Genomic DNA, 17419 nt, shown 5'->3' on the forward strand with positions numbered 1-17419 from the left:
CGCCTCACGCCTGACGCCTGACGCCTGACGCCTGACGCCTGACGCCTGACGCCTGACGCCTGACGCCTGACGCCTGACGCCTGACGCCTGACGCCTGACGCCGCGAGGTGATCGACGCTGCTCGCGGCGCGCGGACCCGCTACGCCTGCCGCGGCGCGCGCGCCGGGGCTTCGAGGAGGCCGTCGAGCACTCGCCCGAACATCCGCCGGCCCGCTGCCGCGAGCAGGGGATCGATCCAACGCCCCGGAAGGAACAGCCGGATGTCCTCCACCCACACCACGTGGGAACCGGTCTGCGCCGGCATCACGTCGATCGACGCCCGACCCCGGACCGTCCGCCCGCGTTTCTCCAGACGGCAGAGCCCCGCACGACCCGCCTCGGGCGGGGTCCAGCGGACCACTTCCATGGGGTCGTCGAACGTGAGCGGGCCGACTCCGGTCCGCGCGACGAAGACCGTGCCGACACCGGTCCGCGTGCCGGCCGGGACGAGGACCGAGGTGAGCGGCACATGCGCACCGTGCCGCTCCCAGTCGGTCACCCGGCGCCAGGCCTCGGTGGGGGGAAGGGACGTGAATCGTTCGATCCGGAAGACGGCCACCGTCCGATCCTAAGCAGGTGGGCCGCCGGATGCGACGCGTAACGGAATCCCCGGCGACGAGCCGCTGCCCCATTCGTACACTCTCCCGGTCCGCGACCTGCCGTACGAGCGGTCCCTGACGTGACTCGGCCGGGAAGCGCCACGATCCCCGACGGAGTCACGCTCGGATGCTGTCCGGCCCGTCGTCGGGATCCGTCGCTCCCGCCGGACCCGCGACCAGGAGGCGGCCCGGCAGCAGTTCCTCGATCTCCGCCCGTGCCTGCGCCGGCAGCCCGGCATCCGTCACGAAGGCGTCCACCTCGTCGAGCGTCGCGAAGGAACTCAGCCCGACCGTGCCCCACTTGGTGTGGTCGGCCACCACCACGACCCGGCGCGCGGCCGACACGAACCGCCGGTTCGTCTCGGCCTCCGCCAGATTCGGCGTGGAGAGCCCTGCCTCCTCGGAGATGCCGTGCACCCCGAGGAAGAGCACGTCGAAGTGGAGCGAACCGATGGCGCGGTCCGCCACCGGACCCACGAGCGAGTCGGAGGGGGTCCGCACCCCGCCCGTCAGCACCACCGTGGCCGCGCCCGCGCGGGTCGCGCCGGAGGAGGACGGGCGGTGGGCGTCGTGGAACACGTCGGCCACCCGCACCGAGTTGGTCACCACGGTCAGGTCCGGTACGTCGACCAGCCGCTGCGCCAGCGCGTAGGTCGTCGTGCCCCCCGAGAGCGCGATGGCGCTGCCCGGCGCGGCCAGCGCCGCCGCGGCGCGCGCGATGTCCTCCTTGGCGCCCGGCTCCAGGGCCGACTTCGCCTCGAAACCGGGCTCGTGAGTGCTCGTCCCGACGACCGGCACCGCGCCGCCGTGCACCTTCTCGATGACACCCTGGCGGGCCAGCGCGTCCAGATCACGCCGGATCGTCATGTCGGACACGTTGAGGCGGCGGGTCAGCTCGTTGACGCGGACACCGCCGCGTTTGCGGACCTCGTCGAGGATCAGGGCGCGGCGTTGCTCCGCGAGCAGATTCTGATTCTCGCTCAACGCGGTGTCCGTCCTCTCCTCCGGCCGTACGGGTCCGCGGCACAGCGGAACGCCCATCCAATCCTCCCACGCGCCGCACCGGCAGGTTCACCGAGGTCCGGACGTGGGGAGATTCGGTGAGAGCCCGTCACGCGACGCCGATCTCGGCGACTCTGTCGGCACGGGTGCCGGTCCTCTCCGAGCTGCCCGGTACCACCCCTTCCACGCCCGCCGGACGGCCGGGCAGACCGGAGAGCGAGTACTCCCTTGGCTCCTGCCCCCCAGGTTTCCCGGTCCACCGGGATCGCGCTCGAACTGCTCGTCCACGGAGTCGGCGGCACCACGCCGCAGGAGATGCTCGGCGATCCGCGTACGGTGCGTGTGACCGGCGACCTCACCGCCGCGATGTACCGGCGCCCCGAGGACCTGGACGCGGAGGAGCACCCGGAGCGCTACCGCGACCAGCCCGTCGCGGAGGCCTACTGCTGGTCCAACCTGACCTCCGGCAACGGCTCCCGCGCCCTGTGGCTGCTGCTCCTGCCGTTCATGGTCGTCAACCTCGCGCACTGGATGCGACCGGCCGCGAAGGGACGCACCCGTGCGGTCCGGTTCTACGGCGTGCTGGTCCGGGTCCTCGCGCTCAGCCTCACCGTGCTGCTGACGGCGGCGGCCTGCGAGGTGGCACTCGACCTCGTGGCCTGGCAGTGCGCCGGCGTGTCCGCCTGTTCGGACCGGCGGTCCTGGCTCGGTTTCCTCTCCGCCGAACAGGGCGGCTGGTGGTCCCAGCCCGGCAGGCGGCTCGCCCTCGCGGCCGTGCTGCCCACCGCCCTCGTCACCCTGCTCTGGTACCTGTCCAACCGCACCTGGAGCGCGTACGAGTCCCAGCGTCCCTTCCTCGGCACCGACTCGCGAGGAGACTCGCGCGGAGGCCCGGACGGCGACCTGGGCGGCGGTGATCCGGACGGCGACACGCCTGAGCCGAAGGCCCCCGCCCCCGACGACACGCCCGACGCCACGCCCGCCGCGCGCCCCGCTCTCGGCCGCCCCGGCTTCTGGTACGGGCGCCGCCTGGTCGCCCGGCTGCGCGCCGCGCACACCGCCGCGGGGCTCCTCACCGTCGCCGTCTTCGTCGAGCGGGCCGCCGCCGACTACGACTGGGCCCACTCCGGTCCCGGCCCCGTACTCCTCGGCCGCCTGCTGACCACCGCACTCGCGCTCTGCGCCCTCCTCGTCCTCGCCGTCGTCTGCCGCCGGGGCCGCAGCGAACGCCGGCTCGACCACCGCCTCGACGGCGCGGTCATCACCTTCCTCCCGTCCGCCGCCCTCGTCCTGCTGGCCCTGTCCCTCGTCCACGCGGCCTGGTCGAGGCCCGGCTGGAGCTCCTCGGGCGTGCTCGTCGCGGGCGAGGACACCTTCCGGGCGCTCACCGTCGGCCAGGGCTTCCTCGTGGTCGCGCTCGCCGCCGTCGCCCTGAGCCTCCACCGCCGCGCCCCCGACGCCCGCACCTCGCTGTACGGGCTGGGCGGCCCGGCGATCGCCATGCTGGCGTGCGCGCTGGGCGGGGTGATGACCGGCGGGCTCGCCCAGCGGGTCGCCGACTGGCTCGACGGTCCGGGCACCCCCGGCATGGGAGCGGGCTCGGCCATAGGGGGTCCTCCCGTCCTGCTGAGCTGGCAGGCCTCGGTGCTCCCGGTGCTGCTCCTCGTCCTCCTGGTGCCCGTGGGCGTGCTCCTCGTCCGTACCTCCCGCCTGGCCCGCCGCACCGAGCCGGTCGTCGCCGCCGAGTACGCGCCGGAGTACGGAGGCCGCACCCCCGAGCGCGGGCGCACCCGGCAGATCGCACGGGTACGGGCCACCGCCCGGCTCACCGATGAGGCGTCCTGGATCATCGGTCTGGTGGCCGGGTCCACCCTGCTGCTGGGCGCTGTTGCGCTGGCGGGCTCCTGGGCCGGCGGACAGGTGCCAGGCCGGGCCATGGACGGAACCGGACCCTTCGTCGAATCCGCCGCCGAGGCCGCGCAGTCGACGGGGTCGTGGATGGTCGGCTTCGGCTTCATACTGTTCGTCGCCTCCGGCCGGCGGGCGTACCGCGACGCCTCGGCCCGGCGGACCATCGGCATCCTCTGGGACGTCGGGACGTACTGGCCGCGCGCCGCTCATCCCTTCGCGCCGCCCTGCTACGCGGAGCGGGCCGTGCCCGACCTCGCGTCCCGGATGTCCGCCTGGACGGCCAGGACCGGCGGCCGGCTCGTCATCTCGGGCCACTCTCAGGGCAGTGTGCTCGCGGCCTCAGCGGTCTGGCAGCTCCCGGCCGCCACCCGCCGCCGGGTCGCCCTGCTGACCTACGGATCACCTGTCGAACGCCTGTACGGTCGCTGGTTCCCGGCCTACTTCGGTCCCGCCGCACTGCGCGGGCTGCACGGATCGGTCCACTGCTGGCGCAACCTGTGGCGGGCCACCGACCCGATAGGAGGACCCGTCCGGGTCGACGAGGGCCCCGGACGCCCCGAGGTCGACCGTGGACCGCTGAAGGACCCGCTGGTGCACGGCCGTACCGCCGAACTGCCCCTGCCCGAACCCATCCTGGGCCACGGCGACTACCAGGCCGACCCGGTGTTCGCCCGGGAACGCGCCGCGCTGCTCGCCGAACTCGGCCCCGTACTGCCCCGGCAGGGCGACGGGGCCGGGCACCCGAGCGCGGAGGATCAGGGGAGCTCGGGCAGATCCTCCGGGTAGAGCAGGGTCAGGTCGTCCGTGCTCGCGTCGGCGAACTGGGCGACCCGGCCCGCGTGCCGTTCCACCATCGACTCGAAGGTCTGGCGCGCGGTACGGCCGTTGCCGAAGGCGGGGCCCTTGGGCAGCTCCGTGAAGTACTTCGTGAGAGCCTCGCCCGTGCCCTCGGCGAGGGTGTACTCGTGCTCCTCGGCCTGCTGCTGGACGATCCGCAGGAGTTCGCCCGGCTGGTAGTCGCCGAACGTGATGGTCCGCGAGAAGCGCGACGCCACCCCGGGGTTGACGGTGAGGAACCGCTCCATCTCGTGGGTGTAGCCGGCCACGATCACCACCACGGCGTCGCGGTGGTCCTCCATCAGTTTCACCAGGGTGTCGATGGCCTCCCGGCCGAAGTCCCGGCCGGAGTCCTCGGGCGAGAGGGCGTACGCCTCGTCCACGAAAAGGACTCCGCCCCGGGCGCGGTCGAACGCCTCCTGGGTGCGGATGGCGGTCGAGCCGATGTGTTCGCCGACCAGGTCCACCCGGGAGACCTCGACCAGGTGGCCGCTCTCCAGTACGCCCAGAGAGGCCAGGATCTCGCCGTACAGCCGGGCCACCGTGGTCTTGCCGGTGCCGGGGGAGCCGGTGAAGACGAGGTGGCGGCGGACGGAGGCGGCCTTCAGGCCCGCCCGTTGCCGCCGGCGCCCCACCTCGATCATGTCGGTCAGCGCCCGGACCTCCCGCTTGACGCTCTCCAGCCCCACGAGTGCGTCCAGTTCGCCGAGGACGGCGGCGGAGTCGCGCGCCGGTTCGGCCGGAGCGTCGGGCACGGGCGCGGCGGAGGGCGCCGCGGCGCGCTGCGCGGGCAGCGAGCCGAGCAGCCCCGGCGCCGCCGCCTGGGTCGCGGTGAGCACGGGGGCGGCGGGCGCGGCCGGGGTCCCGCGCAGGGCGCTCTCGTCGCTGGTGCAGTCCTCCACGACCGGTCCGGCGCCGCCCGATCCGTCGTGGGAGACGCCCTCGGGGAACTCGTAACCGCCCCGCGCGCAACGCTCGGTACGGCACCGGGTGAGGGTGGTGCGGCATCCGTCCATCACATGGAAGCCGTACCCCTCGCTGCCGGTCACCCGGCAGTCGTGGAAGGTGCCCCGGCCCTCGGCGGAGACGTAGAACCCGGCTTCGGCCGGGGAGGTGACCGTGCAGCGCTCGATGGTGGGATCGGCGCCCTTGGTCACGATGACGCCGGTCTGCGCCGCGTCGATGGTGCAGTTGTTGAGAGTGCCGCCACTGCCGTGGTCGCGGAACCAGGCGCCGGTGGACGCCTCGCGGATACGGCAGTCGTCCAGCTGCGCGGTGGCCCCGTCGCTCACCGAGACGGCGGTGTTGCGGATCTGGGTGAGATCGCTGTCCACCACGTCGGCACGGGAGCCCCGGTCGAGAACGAAGAGGGCGTCGGGCACGTCGTGGACGCGGCAGGCGTCCAGTATCACTGTGGCGCCGTCGCTGACCCAGACGGCGGGGTAGTCGCCCGTGCTGTCGTGGATCTCGCACTGGTTGGCGTCGACCCGGGTGCCGGGGTCCCACACCGAGAGCCCGTTGCGGCCGAACCGGCGGACCGCCGAGCGGGTCAGCGTCAGCACCGAGCGGGAGCGCAGGTCGATCGCGTTCTCCGGGATGTCGTGGATGTCGCAGTCGGCGAGCGTCAGCACCGCGTCCGTGTCCAGCGTGATGCCGTCGCCGGAGGTGCGGTGCACCGTGCAGTCGGTGAGATGGGCCGAGGCACGCGCGGTCACCTGGACCCCACTGCCCTTGATCTCGTACACCTCGCAGCCCACGGCCTCCAGGCCGCTGCCCTCACCGGTCACGCTCAGCCCCGAACCGGAGGAGTGGTGGACGCGGCACCGGTCGAGCCGGGGGTGGGCACCGTCGCGCACCGACACGCCGGACTGCCCCGCCGACACGACCTCGCACTCCTCGAACACACCGCCCGCCCCGTCCAGTACGGCGATCCCGACTCCCGCCGGATTGTCGACGGTGCACCGGCGCACGGTGGGACGGCCGGCGCCGCGGACCTCGATCCCGGCGGCCGAACGCGTCACTATCCGCAGGTCCACGAGGTCGGGGGCACCGCCTTCCACCAGCACCGCCGGGGCTGCCGAGTCCTGGCCCTCCACGTGCAGGTCCCGGATGATCGCGGAAGCCCGGACGGTGAGCGGCACGCCGTCCACCGGGGCGATCCGCACCGAGCCGACGGCCCCCTCGGGACCGCGCAGGGTGACCGCCCGCTGGACGACGAGGTTCTCCCGGTACGTTCCCGGAGCGATCGTGAGGACGTCGCCCTCGGCCGCCGCTTCCAGGGCCGCGCCGAGCGAGGGGTACTCGCCCGTGCGGCGCCGCCATCGCGATGTGCCGGTGTGCGTCACCTGGACCGTGCCCTGTGCCATGGCGCTGTTCTGCCCCCACCTCGTGCTGTGTGCGATCCCTCGTACCCGTACGCACGGTCGTGCGACCGCGGGGTGCCGTCGGCCTTCCGACGACGGCGCGGGCGGGTCCGCCCTGCCGAGGGGAAGGGCGGGCCGGTCCACCGTAGCGCGCGCCGGGGGCGGGAGTTGACGACTCCCGCCCCGACCTCACCGGAGCGGGGCCCCGCACAAGGCCGTCGGCCCGCTCGGCGGCACCCTGGGGGACGCCCGGGAACCCGGTCCGGACCGGCCCCCGTGCGGCGTTCGCGATGGCGTTCAGGAACCCGTTCCGGTCCTGCCCCAGTCCGGGCCCACCGCCGCCCAGGCCCGGTCCAGCCGTTCGTGCCGCCGCCGCACCATGAACCGCACGCCGGCCCGCCGCACCACCTCCACGGCTCCGGCCGTCAGCAGGAACGTGCCCGCCCCGGCCAGGCCCGCGTGGATGCGGGCGGTCGTCGCGTCCATGGGGCGGGGGGTGAGAACACCCCGGTCGTCGGTCCATATCCGCACCCGCTCGCCGGTCTTGCGCCCGCTCGCCGCGGTCGGCACCGTGCCGTGCCGCTCGCGGCCGTCCGGAGCCTTCCATCTCGCCGTCACCGTCTGCAGGGTCGCGGGGTCGGCCCCGCCCTCGGGGTCACCCGGGAACGCCGCCGGGCGTGCGGACACGCTGACCACGACCGCGCTCACCCGGTGGCGGTGCTCCTGCTGCTTCCGGATCGCGTCGCGCAGGGCGGAGTCGGCGTACGAGCCGCAGAGACAGCCGACGGCGGGCGCGACGACCAGCACGAGGGCGAGTGCCCACAGAGCCAGCCACGCCTCGCGGCGGTCGGTGACCCGGCACAGAGGATTGTGCCGCCAGCGCCAGACCCCTACGACCGCTCGCACAGTTGCCGCCCCCTTGCCTCTCTCCCCCGCGCCGCCGCCCGTCCGGAGCGCACACACTCCCGCGAAGCGCCCCCGCCCCCGGGGGAGCGCGGAGAGCGGCCTCATCATCCCCAACGCCCGTCCGCCACCCGACCGTTCCCGGGCGGCTGCGGGCTGCCGCCGCGGGCGTGCGGCTCATTCCAGGACGCGAACCGGGTCCCCGACCCGGACGGCCCCCGTGCCCTCGGGCACGAGGTGCATGCCGAAGAGCAGCTTCGCCCCCGTCCTGCGATGCAGGGCGAGCGTGCGCAGCGGTTCCTTGCCGCGTCGTGCCGTCGACTGGTCGATGGTGGTGATCGCGCATCTCTGGCACGGCTTCGCCACCCGGAAGGCGACCGGTCCGATCGCGACCCGCCGCCAACCGTCCTCCTCCCACGCGCCGGTGCCGTCCACCACGGCGTTGGGCCGGAACCGGTTCATGGGCAGCGGGCCCTCCTGCGGGTGATCGCCGCCCGCGATCAGCGCGTTGAGGGCGTCCAGCGAAGCGACGGTGGTCAGCAGCAGCGGGTAACCGTCCGCAAGACTGACCGTCTCCCCGGGCCGCGCGTACGCCGGGTCGATGGGCCTCCGGAACGACGGCTCGTCCTGATGGACGAGCCGGACCTCCGTACCGAGAAACCCACTCAGCCAGACCCGCGCGGCCGATGCCGCCTCGACCGCCTCGAACCTCTTGCCGAACAGCTCCACCACGACCCTGTCCGCGGGCCCCGGCACCGCCACCCTCAGCGGCTGCCCCCCGAGGGCGGAGAGCTCCACCCCGCCGTCGGGCAGTGGTGTCGCGGAGATCCCTGCCAGGCGGGGTTCCTGACGCTGTGTGACCGCTGTGCCCGCCCCGTCCACCAGCATCCAGCGACGGTCGCCGGCGAGTCCCCACGGCTCGACGACGGCGCCGTCGACGGTCAGTGCCGCCAGCGACTTGACGGGATGGAGATGGAGGGAGCGCAGAACGGGATGGACCATACGCCCATTTTGTCAGCGACCTCCGAGGCCTCCCGCACGCACCCGTCCGCGGCCACGACCAGGGCCGTTCCCTCCGGACCGGGGGCGGTCAGTACCCCCGGCCCTGGTACGGCTGGTCGTACGGGTCCTCGTACGACGAAGGCGCCGGGGCGGGGCGTGGTGCCGCCGGCCGCATCGCCTCGTAACCCGTGGCGGGCGCGGGCCGCGGCGGCTGTTGCTGCTGCGGGTAGCCGCCGCGCCCCGGCGCCTGCTGCTGGGGGAAGCCGCGCGCCGGGGTCTGCTGCGCCGGGAACCCCCGTGCGGGCGTCTGCTGCTGCGGGTATCCCCGCGCGGGGGAGGGCTGCTGCGGGATGTACGGCGCGGGGGCGTGCTGCAGCTGTGCGGGCTGCATCTGCGCGGGGTGCATCGGAGCCTGCGGCTGGTACGGCTGAGCCATCGGCTGCTGGTAGCCATAAGAGCCGACGGGCTGGGAAGGAGCAGCGGGAAGGGCCGGCAGCGAGGAGGGCAGCGCGGGGAGGTAGCTGTTGCCGGTCTCGTAGGCGGCGGGCACCCGGATCGGCGCGATCTGAGGCGTGCCTCGCTCCGCGACCAGGGAGTCGTAGATCGGAGTGTCGGCGAACGACGGTGCGGCGTAGTAGCCGCTTCCGTAGCTGGAGCGGGGGGAGGTCATGCCACCTAAGTTAAGCCCACGATGTGCTAGTTGGGGAGGCCGCCCAGAAGGTTGTTTCCCGAGTTGTGTGTCGGCTGAGTTCACCAATGCGAGCGAACTTCCCATAAAGGGTCACCGTGGTGTGTAGTGATCGTGTAAAGGGCACAATGTCGGGCGGCCGTAAGGTCCTGTCGCGTCCCGGTTTGGGCGTGCGGGCAGGACGTGGTGCGAGTGGCGGGGAACGGGACGCCGGCCGTCCTCGGAACATGCCTCCGGCCACCGCCGCCCCCGCGAAGGACAGCCCGCGCCCCGCGCTGAAAGCCACATAGCCCCCGCCAGACGCCGTGCCGGGGCGAGGGCCAGCAGCTCATACGCCCGGTGTCCGGCGTCATGGCGCTCGGCGCACGGACTGGGGGTGGGCGAGGTCTGCGCCTTCGCCGTCGCTCCGAAGCAGCGGTTCAGGGGCGACGACACCGACGGTGTGCCGGGCGAGCTGCCTTCGTCCGCCTACTGCTCCGGTGCGGTCTCCGGCCGTGGATAGGTACGCCCCTTCCAGGCGGCGCCCCGACCCCGGTAGTGCTGGACCGCCGAGTCGACGGTCATCAGCAGATACAGAAGGGCGGTGAAGGGGAGCAGCGGCGCGAGCCAGAGCGACTGGCGGTAATAGGCCAGCATCGGCAGATACGTCACCGTCATCACCGTCCACGCCAGCCCCCCGGCCCACGAGGCCGCAGGATCGACCAGGGCCGAACCGGCCACCAGCGTCACCGGCGGCGCGAGATAGACGAGGGCGAGCCCCGGCACCGTCCCCGCGAGCAGCAGCGGACTGTGCCGCAACTGCGCGTACGCGCTCCGCGAGACCATTCGCCACAGCTCCCCGAGCCCCGGGTAGGGGCGGACACTGTCCACCCGTTCCGCGAGACCCAGCCAGATCCGGCCGCCGGTGCGCTTGACCACCCGCGCCAGCGACACGTCGTCGATCACCGCCTGCCGGATGGACTCCGGGATCCCGGCCCGCACCGCGGCCTCGTCGCGCAGCAGCACACAGCCCCCGGCCGCCGCGGCGGTCCGGGAACCCGGCCGGTTCACCCGGCGGAAGGGGAAGAGCTGCCCGAAGAAGTAGACGAAGGCCGGCACCACGAGCCGCTCCCAGCAGCTCTCCACCCGGAGCCGGGCCATCTGGGAGACCAGGGCGTAGCCGTCCGGGCCCCCCGGCCCGGCCGCCGCCACCAGCTCCCGCAGGCTGTCCGGCTCGTGGGCGATGTCCGCGTCGGTCAGCAGCAGGAACTCGGGGCCGCGCCGCCGCGCCACCGCGATCCCGTGCCGTACCGCCCACAGCTTGCCCGTCCACCCCGGCTCCGGTTCGCCCGGCGTGACGACCTGGAGCTCCAGCCCGCCGCACCGCTGTGCCAGCTCCCGCGCGAGCTCCCCGGTGCCGTCCGTACTGCAGTCGTCGACGAGGACCACGAAGACCTCCCCCGGATAGTCCTGCGCCAGCAGGGAGGGAAGGCTCACCGGAAGGATCGGGGCCTCGTCCCTGGCCGGCACGACGACGGCGACCGAGGGCCAGCGCGCCGGCTCGGACCGTACCGGCAACCGCTGGTCCGTACGCCAGTAGAACCCCTGGCCGAGAAGCAGCCACACCCACGCGATCAGGGAACCCACGGCGATCCAGGCGACTGCGCTCATCCGCCGAGTCTGCCCCACTCCGACCGGCCGCGGAGGGGGGTGGCATAAGGTGACCGGGTGAAGATCGCGCTCATGGATTCAGGAATCGGACTGCTGGCCGCCGCCGCCGAGGTGCGCAGACTGCGTCCCGACGCCGATCTGGTGCTCTCCTCCGACCCCGGCACCATGCCCTGGGGACCGCGCGGGCCCGAGGAGGTCACCGCGCTCGCGCTCGCGGTGGCCCGCGCCGCCGCGACACGGCGGCCGGACGCGCTGGTCGTCGCCTGCAACACGGCGTCCGTGCGCGCGCTGCCCGCGCTGCGCGCCGAGCTGGAGCCCGCGCTGCCGGTCATCGGCACCGTACCGGCGATCAAGCCCGCGGCCGCCGGTGGCGGTCCGTTCGCCATCTGGGCCACCCCCGCCACCACCGGCAGCCCCTACCAGCGGGGGCTGATCAGGGAGTTCGCTGCCGACGTGGACGTCACCGAGGTGCCCTGCCCGGGTCTGGCCGACGCGATCGAGTACGCGGACGAGACCGCGATCGACCGCGCCGTGGCCGCTGCCGCCGCCCTCACCCCCGCCGACGTCCGCACCGTGGTCCTCGGCTGCACCCACTACGAGCTGGTCGCCGACCGCGTCGCCGACGCCCTGCGGCGGCCGGGCCGCCCTCCGGTCGTCCTGCACGGCTCCGCCGGGGCCGTCGCCGCCCAGGCGCTCCGCCGCATCGGCGCCGAACCCGCTCCGTCGGCCGAACCGACCGGCACTCTCACCGTCCTCCTCGGCGGGCGCGAGGCCGAGCTTCCGGACGCCGCTCTCACCTACGCCGAAGGCAGGCTGCTGCGGGGCGTGGCCGCCTCCCGCTGACCTCGGCCACCGCCCGATCGGCCTTCCGGCAGCCGCCCCGCGGGTGCGGGTCATGGGTACGCTGCTGAGCATGACGGACCACCCCGGCCGTGCGGCGCACGGCTCGACCCAGGCGCCGTCCACCATGTGGACCGGCAAGGCGACCAACCGGGCGCAGTGGCTGCTGGCCTTCGTGGGTGCGGCGTGCCTCGCCCTCGGGATCGAGATCGCCCTCGACTCCAACTGGACCTCCGGGGTCGCCCCCCTCGTCATGTCGGTGGTCGGCTGCGTCGCCGCCGGACTCCTGATGCTCTACGGCACCCTCGCCTTCGTCCACGTCGCGGTGAAGGTGGACGGCGACGCCCTGGAGGTCCGCTGCGGCCACATGGGGCTGCCGCGCCGCCGCATCCTGCTCACCCATGTCGTGGGCGCCGAGTTCGTGCCCCGCGTGACCCCGCGCCAATGGGGCGGGTGGGGCTACCGCTGGCGCCCCGACCAGGGCACCGCCGTCGTGGTGCGCCGGGGCGAGGCACTGCTGCTCCGGCTCGGCGACGGCATGTCCTTCACGGTCACCGTGGACAACGCGGAGGCCGCCGTACGGTTCATCCGCGACCGGCTCCGCCTCCCGGCGGCCGGCAAGCCGTCCGAGGCCTGATCCCCGGCATCCGGCCGCCGGCCGGTGCTCCGTGACGCGGCAGTCCCGAACCTCCGAGCCGACGCCCGAGTCTCCCCACTGCCGCGCGCACAGCCGCCGCCCGTAGACTCCCGCAGGTGAGCGCCACCATCACCTCCGTCGACGAACCGTCGCCCGTTCCCGAGTCACGTCCCCGCGGGCGGTGGCTCACGTGGGCACGGCCGGCCGCGGCCGTGCTCTCCGGAGCGCTGCTGTACGTGAGTTTCCCGCCCCGGCCCCTGTGGTGGCTGGTGCTGCCCGGCTTCGCCCTGCTGGGCTGGGTCCTGTACGAACGCCGCCTGCGCGCCGCGTTCGGCCTGGGCCTGCTGGCCGGGATCGGCTTCATGCTGCCGCTTCTGCACTGGACCGGCGAGGACGTCGGTCCGGTCCCGTGGCTGGCCCTGGCCGTGGCCGAGGCGCTCTTCGTCGCGGTGGGCTGCGTCGGCATCGCCGCCGTGACCAGGCTGGCGTACTGGCCGTTCTGGGCGGCAGCCGTCTGGACCCTCGACGAGGCGGCCCGGGCCCGCGTGCCGTTCGGCGGATTCCCCTGGGGCAAGATCGCCTTCGGTCAGGCCGAAGGCGTCTTCCTGCCGATCGTCGCGCTGGGCGGTACGCCGCTCCTCTCCTTCGCGGTGGTCCTCTGCGGGTTCGGCCTCTTCGAGGTGGTCCGGCGGGTCCGCGCGTACCGCTCGACCGGAGACCTCCCGCGCGCGGCGACCGCGATGGCCGCCGCGGCGGTGCTGGTTCCCGTCGCGGGCGCCTTCGGCTCGCTCCCGCTGGTCGACAACTCCGCGGAGGACGGCACCGCGACCGTCGCCGCGATCCAGGGCAACGTGCCGCGCCTCGGCCTGGACTTCAACTCCCAGCGGCGCGCCGTGCTCGACAACCACGTCCGGGTCACCGAGCAGCTCGCGGCGGACGTGAAGGCGGGCAAGGAGCCCCGGCCCGACTTCGTCCTCTGGCCGGAGAACTCCTCCGACCTCGACCCCTACCGCAACGCCGACGCCTGGGACGTCATCGACCGGGCGGTCCGTGCCATCGGCGTCCCCACCGTGGTCGGCGCGGTCGTCGAACCCGACACCGGGAAGCTGCGCAACACCCTGATCCAGTGGGACCCGGACGAGGGACCCGTGGACACCTACGACAAGCGGCACATCCAGCCGTTCGGCGAGTACATGCCGATGCGCTCGGTCGCCCGCGTCTTCAGCAAGGACGTCGACCGCGTCCAGCGTGACTTCGGCTCCGGCACCAAGGTCGGCGTGTTCGACCTCGCCGGGACGAAGGTCGGCTTCGTCACCTGCTACGAGGCCGCGTTCGACGACGCCGTGCGCGACACCGTGAAGGCCGGTGGCCGGCTGATCGCCGTACCGAGCAACAACGCCACGTTCGGGCGGACCGAGATGACCTACCAGCAGCTCGCCATGTCGCAGGTGCGGGCGGTGGAGCACGGACGCGCCGTCGTCGTACCGGTCACCAGCGGGGTCAGCGCGGTCATCCGCCCGGACGGCACGATCGTTGAGAAGTCCGGGTTCTTCACCCCCGCGGCCCTGGTGGACGAAGTGCCGTTGCGGTCCTCGCTGACCCCCGCCACCCGGATGGGCGCACTCCCCGAAGGGATCATCGCCCTCTTCGCCGCCGCCGGCATCGTGCTCGCCGCCGTCCGCTCCCGCAGGGGCCGCCGCACCGCCTGAAGACCGGGATAGGCTCGTCCGCATGGCTACACCCGACTTCATCCGTGCGATCAGGTCCACCGCCGGCCACCAGCTGCTCCTGCTGCCGGGGGTGAGCGCGGTCGTCTTCGACGAAGACGGCCGGGTCCTCCTCGGCAGGCGGGCCGACACCGGCAAGTGGTCGATCATCGGCGGGATCCCCGAACCCGGCGAGGAGCCCGCGCGGACCGCGGTGCGCGAGGTGTACGAGGAGACGGCCGTGCACTGCGTGGCCGAACGCGTGGTGCTCACCGAGGCACTGAAGCCCGTGGAGTACCCGAACGGGGACCACTGCCAGTACCTCGACATCACCTTCCGGTGCCGGGCCACCGGCGGTGAGCCGCGCGTCAACGACGACGAGTCGCTGGAGGTGGCCTGGTTCGCCCTGGACGCGCTGCCGCCGCTGGCGGAGTTCGCGCACTTCCGGATCAAGCAGTCCCTCACCGACGGCCCCACCTGGTTCCGGGCCGCCGAGGGAGAGGGAGACGACCTCGTCTGAGCCGGCGGACTCAGAGCTTCACACAGATCCGCCGGTTCTTCGTCCAGTCGGTGAACCAGTCGCTCAGCGAAACCGGGAAGCACCATTCGGCCGGTCCCGGCGCGGCGGACGGATCCACCGGGAGCGGGCGGTTGTCGTCACTGAGGAAGGACCGGTAGAGCTTCGACGCCTCCGGATTCCCCTCGCACCCCCACACCCCGTGCGGGCAGTAGTCCGTGATCGTCTGGTAGACGGGCGGGTGGAGATCCATCCATTCGAGCATGCGGCGCATGTACTCGGAGTTGTCGCCGTTGCGGAAGAGACCCCACTCCGGGTAGGAGATCGGCTTCCCGTGCCCGGCGGCGAAGTCCACGTGCTTCTGCAGCCCGTACTCGCCGTACACCTGGTCGTCGAAGTTCTCGCCCGGCGGCTGGTCGTAGGAGTCCATGCCGACGATGTCCACGAAGTCGTCACCGGGATAGCAGTCGGTCCAGGGAACGGCGTCCCGTCCCCGGCTGGGCGCGAAGTCGAAGCGGAACCGCTGGCCCTCGACCGACCGCATGGCGGTGACGATCCGCTGCCAGTACGCCTTCCAGGCCGCCGGGTCCGGCCCGCAGCGGTGGGCGTAGGTGGTGCCGTTCATCTCCCAGCCGAGCACGATCACGGTGTCCGGAAGGCCCAGCCCCACCAGCCGCTCGGCGAGCTTGCGGAAATGCCGGTCGTACAGGCCCGCCGCGCCCGACCGCAGCCGCAGGCGCACGGTGGAGTCCGAAACCCGCACTTCGTTCCGCTCCAGCATCGGCGTGTTGAGGACGAACATCCGGTCGTTCTGCGCCTGCCGCCACTGCGCCCACGCGGTCAGGAAGTCGACGGAGCCCTCGATGTTCACCCAGAGGTCCCCGGGGAGGTAGCTGTGCCCGACGCGCAGCTCCTTGCCACCGAGCCACCGGGACATCTCCGTCATGCGTGCCACGCCGTCGGGGCCGTAGTCCAAGTAGGCACCGACGGCCGTGCTGCGCGGGTCGACATGTGGTCCGGCGCCGTCGGCCGGACCCGCCTCGGTGACCCGGAAGCCGGAGGCACCGCTGACCGCGAGTACGCCGGCCGCGAGCGTGCCCACACAGAGATTGACGACACGGCGACCAGGGGACACGGCTGCTCCTCGGTTACGGTGGACGTCCGGCCGGTCCGGTGACGGCTCGGATCCACGGGCGGACACCACCTACGGCGTCGGGACGGAATCGAAGGTCAGCGCCAGGCCGCGGACCCGGTTGTCGAAGTTGGAGTCCACCAGCTCCGGTTCACCGAGCGCCCGCGCGGTGTCGGTCCGGGTGAGCACCTCCGTGAAAAGCGCCCGCATCTCCAGGCGGGCGAGGTGAGCCCCGAGGCAGTGGTGCGGACCGCCGCCCCCGTACCCCAGGTGCGGGTTGGGCGAGCGGGTGATGTCGAAGCGGTCCGGGTCCACGAACACGGAGGCGTCGCGGTTGGCGGAGGCGTAGAAGAGCACGGCCTTGTCGCCCGGCCGGAAGGTGCGCCCGCCGAGCTCGTGCTCGGTGGTGACGGTCCGCCGGAACTGGATGATCGGCGTCGAGTGCCGGACGATCTCCTCCACCGCCCCGTCGATGTGCCGGTCGAGGTCGGACACCAGCAGTGAACGCTGGTCGGGGAAGCGCGAGAGCAACGCCATCCCGTGCGCCAGCGCGTTCCTGGTCGTCTCGACACCCGCGACCAGCAGAGTCGAGAAGAAGGCACCGAGTTCACGGGCGCCGAGCGACTGCCCGTCCACGTCGGCCCGGACCAGGGCCGAGATCAGGTCACCCGTGGGCCGGCGGCGGCGCTCGTGCGCGATGCGCGCCATCACGAGCTGCATCCGGGCGAGGGACCGCAGCCCGCGGCCGGGCACCCGGATCCGGGCCAGTCCACGCCGCTCCACGCCGACGTGGCTCGACGCGTGGTCGATCTGGGCGGCGATCCACGGCCGGTACGTCCCCGGAATGCCCATCAGGTCACAGATGACCTCGAACGGCAGACGCGCGGGCGCCGACCGCATGAAGTCGGTGGAGCGGCCGGCCACCGCCTCGTCCACCAGCCGGCGCGTGACCCGGGAGATGTTCTCCTGCGCCTCCGTGAGCAGCCTGGGGGTGAAGGCGCGGGAGACGATCCGGCGGAGTCCCGTATGGTCGGCGCCGTCCATGTTGACCATGGAGTTGCCGAAGACGGCCTTCGCCCAGCGGGCGGGCTCCGGGACGGTGACCCCCGGTGCGCTCGCGAAGACGTCGGCCCGGCGGCTCGCCGCTCGGACGTCCGCGTGCTTCACCAAGGCGTAGAAGGAGAGCCCCGCCTCCCGGCCGCTGCGCGCGGTGAACCGCACCGGAGCGTCGAGCTCGCGCAGCATCTCGAACGCCCGTAGCCGCTCGGTGCGTGGTAGCCGCCAGAACGCAGGGTCCGCCAGATCGACGTCCCTCGGCCGCTCCGTACGGACACCGGGGACCTGTCCGGGAACGCTCATGTCCACCACCTTCGGCAGTCGGGACTCCCATGCTGACCCGGCCATGCACACCCGGGGCCCGACGTGGCCGCGAACGGCCCGGATTTCCCACGGTTGAGGGATTGACCGGCGGTACGGCGAGCCGTTACGGGCCAGAGTGCGGCGCGCACCGTCTGATGGGCGTCGGCGCCAGCCGCACCGACAAGCGGCTCCACCGACAAGCAGCTTCACCGACAAGCTCACCGGAATGGCAGG

At 73.2% G+C, this 17419-nt stretch carries 14 protein-coding genes; 5 read left to right on the forward strand and 9 right to left on the reverse strand.

Annotated features, from left to right (window positions below; genetic code table 11):
- Nucleotides 1-139 precede the first annotated feature (139 nt).
- Together ACFZAX_RS10200 and ACFZAX_RS10205 are read right to left on the reverse strand one after the other, a co-directional pair.
- A complete protein-coding gene (locus tag ACFZAX_RS10200; RefSeq protein WP_390960554.1) occupies nucleotides 140-598 on the reverse strand; it encodes an SRPBCC family protein in 459 nt (152 codons plus the stop codon).
- Between the two features lie 157 nt (nucleotides 599-755).
- Nucleotides 756-1622 carry a DeoR family transcriptional regulator gene (locus ACFZAX_RS10205; RefSeq protein ID WP_390960555.1) on the reverse strand — a complete coding sequence of 289 codons (867 nt, stop codon included), beginning with the start codon at nucleotides 1620-1622 and terminating at the stop codon, nucleotides 756-758.
- Nucleotides 1623-1868: 246 nt separating this feature from the next.
- Between ACFZAX_RS10205 and ACFZAX_RS10210 the strand changes: the two genes are divergently transcribed.
- Nucleotides 1869-4337: a hypothetical protein gene (locus ACFZAX_RS10210; protein WP_390960557.1), complete on the forward strand. Its 2469-nt coding sequence runs from the start codon at nucleotides 1869-1871 to the stop codon at nucleotides 4335-4337.
- On the opposite strand, the gene ACFZAX_RS10215 is transcribed toward ACFZAX_RS10210, so the two are convergent.
- The 5 genes from ACFZAX_RS10215 to ACFZAX_RS10235 all read right to left on the reverse strand — a co-directional run bounded on the left by ACFZAX_RS10215 (nucleotide 4307) and on the right by ACFZAX_RS10235 (nucleotide 10994).
- Nucleotides 4307-6754, reverse strand: coding sequence for a right-handed parallel beta-helix repeat-containing protein (locus ACFZAX_RS10215; protein ID WP_390960558.1), 2448 nt, complete (start codon nucleotides 6752-6754; stop codon nucleotides 4307-4309). The two genes, ACFZAX_RS10210 and ACFZAX_RS10215, sit on opposite strands and share 31 nt — an antisense overlap.
- 294 nt (nucleotides 6755-7048) lie before the next feature.
- Complete coding sequence (locus ACFZAX_RS10220; RefSeq protein ID WP_390960560.1) at nucleotides 7049-7657, reverse strand: hypothetical protein; 609 nt, start codon at nucleotides 7655-7657, stop codon at nucleotides 7049-7051.
- Nucleotides 7658-7831: 174 nt separating this feature from the next.
- Complete coding sequence (locus ACFZAX_RS10225) at nucleotides 7832-8656, reverse strand: MOSC N-terminal beta barrel domain-containing protein (RefSeq protein ID WP_390960561.1); 825 nt, start codon at nucleotides 8654-8656, stop codon at nucleotides 7832-7834.
- Nucleotides 8657-8744: 88 nt separating this feature from the next.
- A complete protein-coding gene (locus ACFZAX_RS10230; protein WP_390960563.1) occupies nucleotides 8745-9326 on the reverse strand; it encodes a DUF6643 family protein in 582 nt (193 codons plus the stop codon).
- A 486-nt stretch (nucleotides 9327-9812) separates the two neighbouring features.
- The gene (locus ACFZAX_RS10235) at nucleotides 9813-10994 is read right to left on the reverse strand and encodes a glycosyltransferase (RefSeq protein ID WP_390960565.1); all 1182 of its coding nucleotides are present in this window, start codon (nucleotides 10992-10994) and stop codon (nucleotides 9813-9815) included.
- A 57-nt stretch (nucleotides 10995-11051) separates the two neighbouring features.
- On the opposite strand from ACFZAX_RS10235, the gene ACFZAX_RS10240 reads away from it, so the two are divergent.
- The 4 genes from ACFZAX_RS10240 (at nucleotide 11052) to ACFZAX_RS10255 (ending at nucleotide 14697) form a co-directional block, all read left to right on the forward strand.
- Nucleotides 11052-11837, forward strand: coding sequence for an aspartate/glutamate racemase family protein (locus ACFZAX_RS10240; protein ID WP_390960566.1), 786 nt, complete (start codon nucleotides 11052-11054; stop codon nucleotides 11835-11837).
- A 70-nt stretch (nucleotides 11838-11907) separates the two neighbouring features.
- A complete protein-coding gene (locus ACFZAX_RS10245; RefSeq protein WP_390960567.1) occupies nucleotides 11908-12471 on the forward strand; it encodes a hypothetical protein in 564 nt (187 codons plus the stop codon).
- Nucleotides 12472-12587: 116 nt separating this feature from the next.
- Nucleotides 12588-14180: an apolipoprotein N-acyltransferase gene (gene lnt, locus ACFZAX_RS10250; RefSeq protein ID WP_390960568.1), complete on the forward strand. Its 1593-nt coding sequence runs from the start codon at nucleotides 12588-12590 to the stop codon at nucleotides 14178-14180.
- A gap of 22 nt (nucleotides 14181-14202) precedes the next feature.
- On the forward strand, nucleotides 14203-14697 hold the full coding sequence (locus ACFZAX_RS10255) for an NUDIX domain-containing protein (RefSeq protein WP_390960569.1): 495 nt from the start codon (nucleotides 14203-14205) through the stop codon (nucleotides 14695-14697).
- Nucleotides 14698-14707: 10 nt separating this feature from the next.
- Here ACFZAX_RS10255 and ACFZAX_RS10260 read toward each other — a convergent pair whose 3' ends face one another.
- Entirely contained in the window at nucleotides 14708-15829 is a 1122-nt protein-coding gene (locus ACFZAX_RS10260; RefSeq protein WP_390960570.1) for a glycosyl hydrolase, read from the reverse strand.
- Nucleotides 15830-15898: 69 nt separating this feature from the next.
- The gene (locus ACFZAX_RS10265) at nucleotides 15899-17185 is read right to left on the reverse strand and encodes a cytochrome P450 (RefSeq protein ID WP_390960571.1); all 1287 of its coding nucleotides are present in this window, start codon (nucleotides 17183-17185) and stop codon (nucleotides 15899-15901) included.
- Nucleotides 17186-17419 lie beyond the last annotated feature (234 nt).

Source organism: Streptomyces sp. NPDC008125 (assembly GCF_042957125.1).
Lineage (GTDB): Bacteria > Actinomycetota > Actinomycetes > Streptomycetales > Streptomycetaceae > Streptomyces.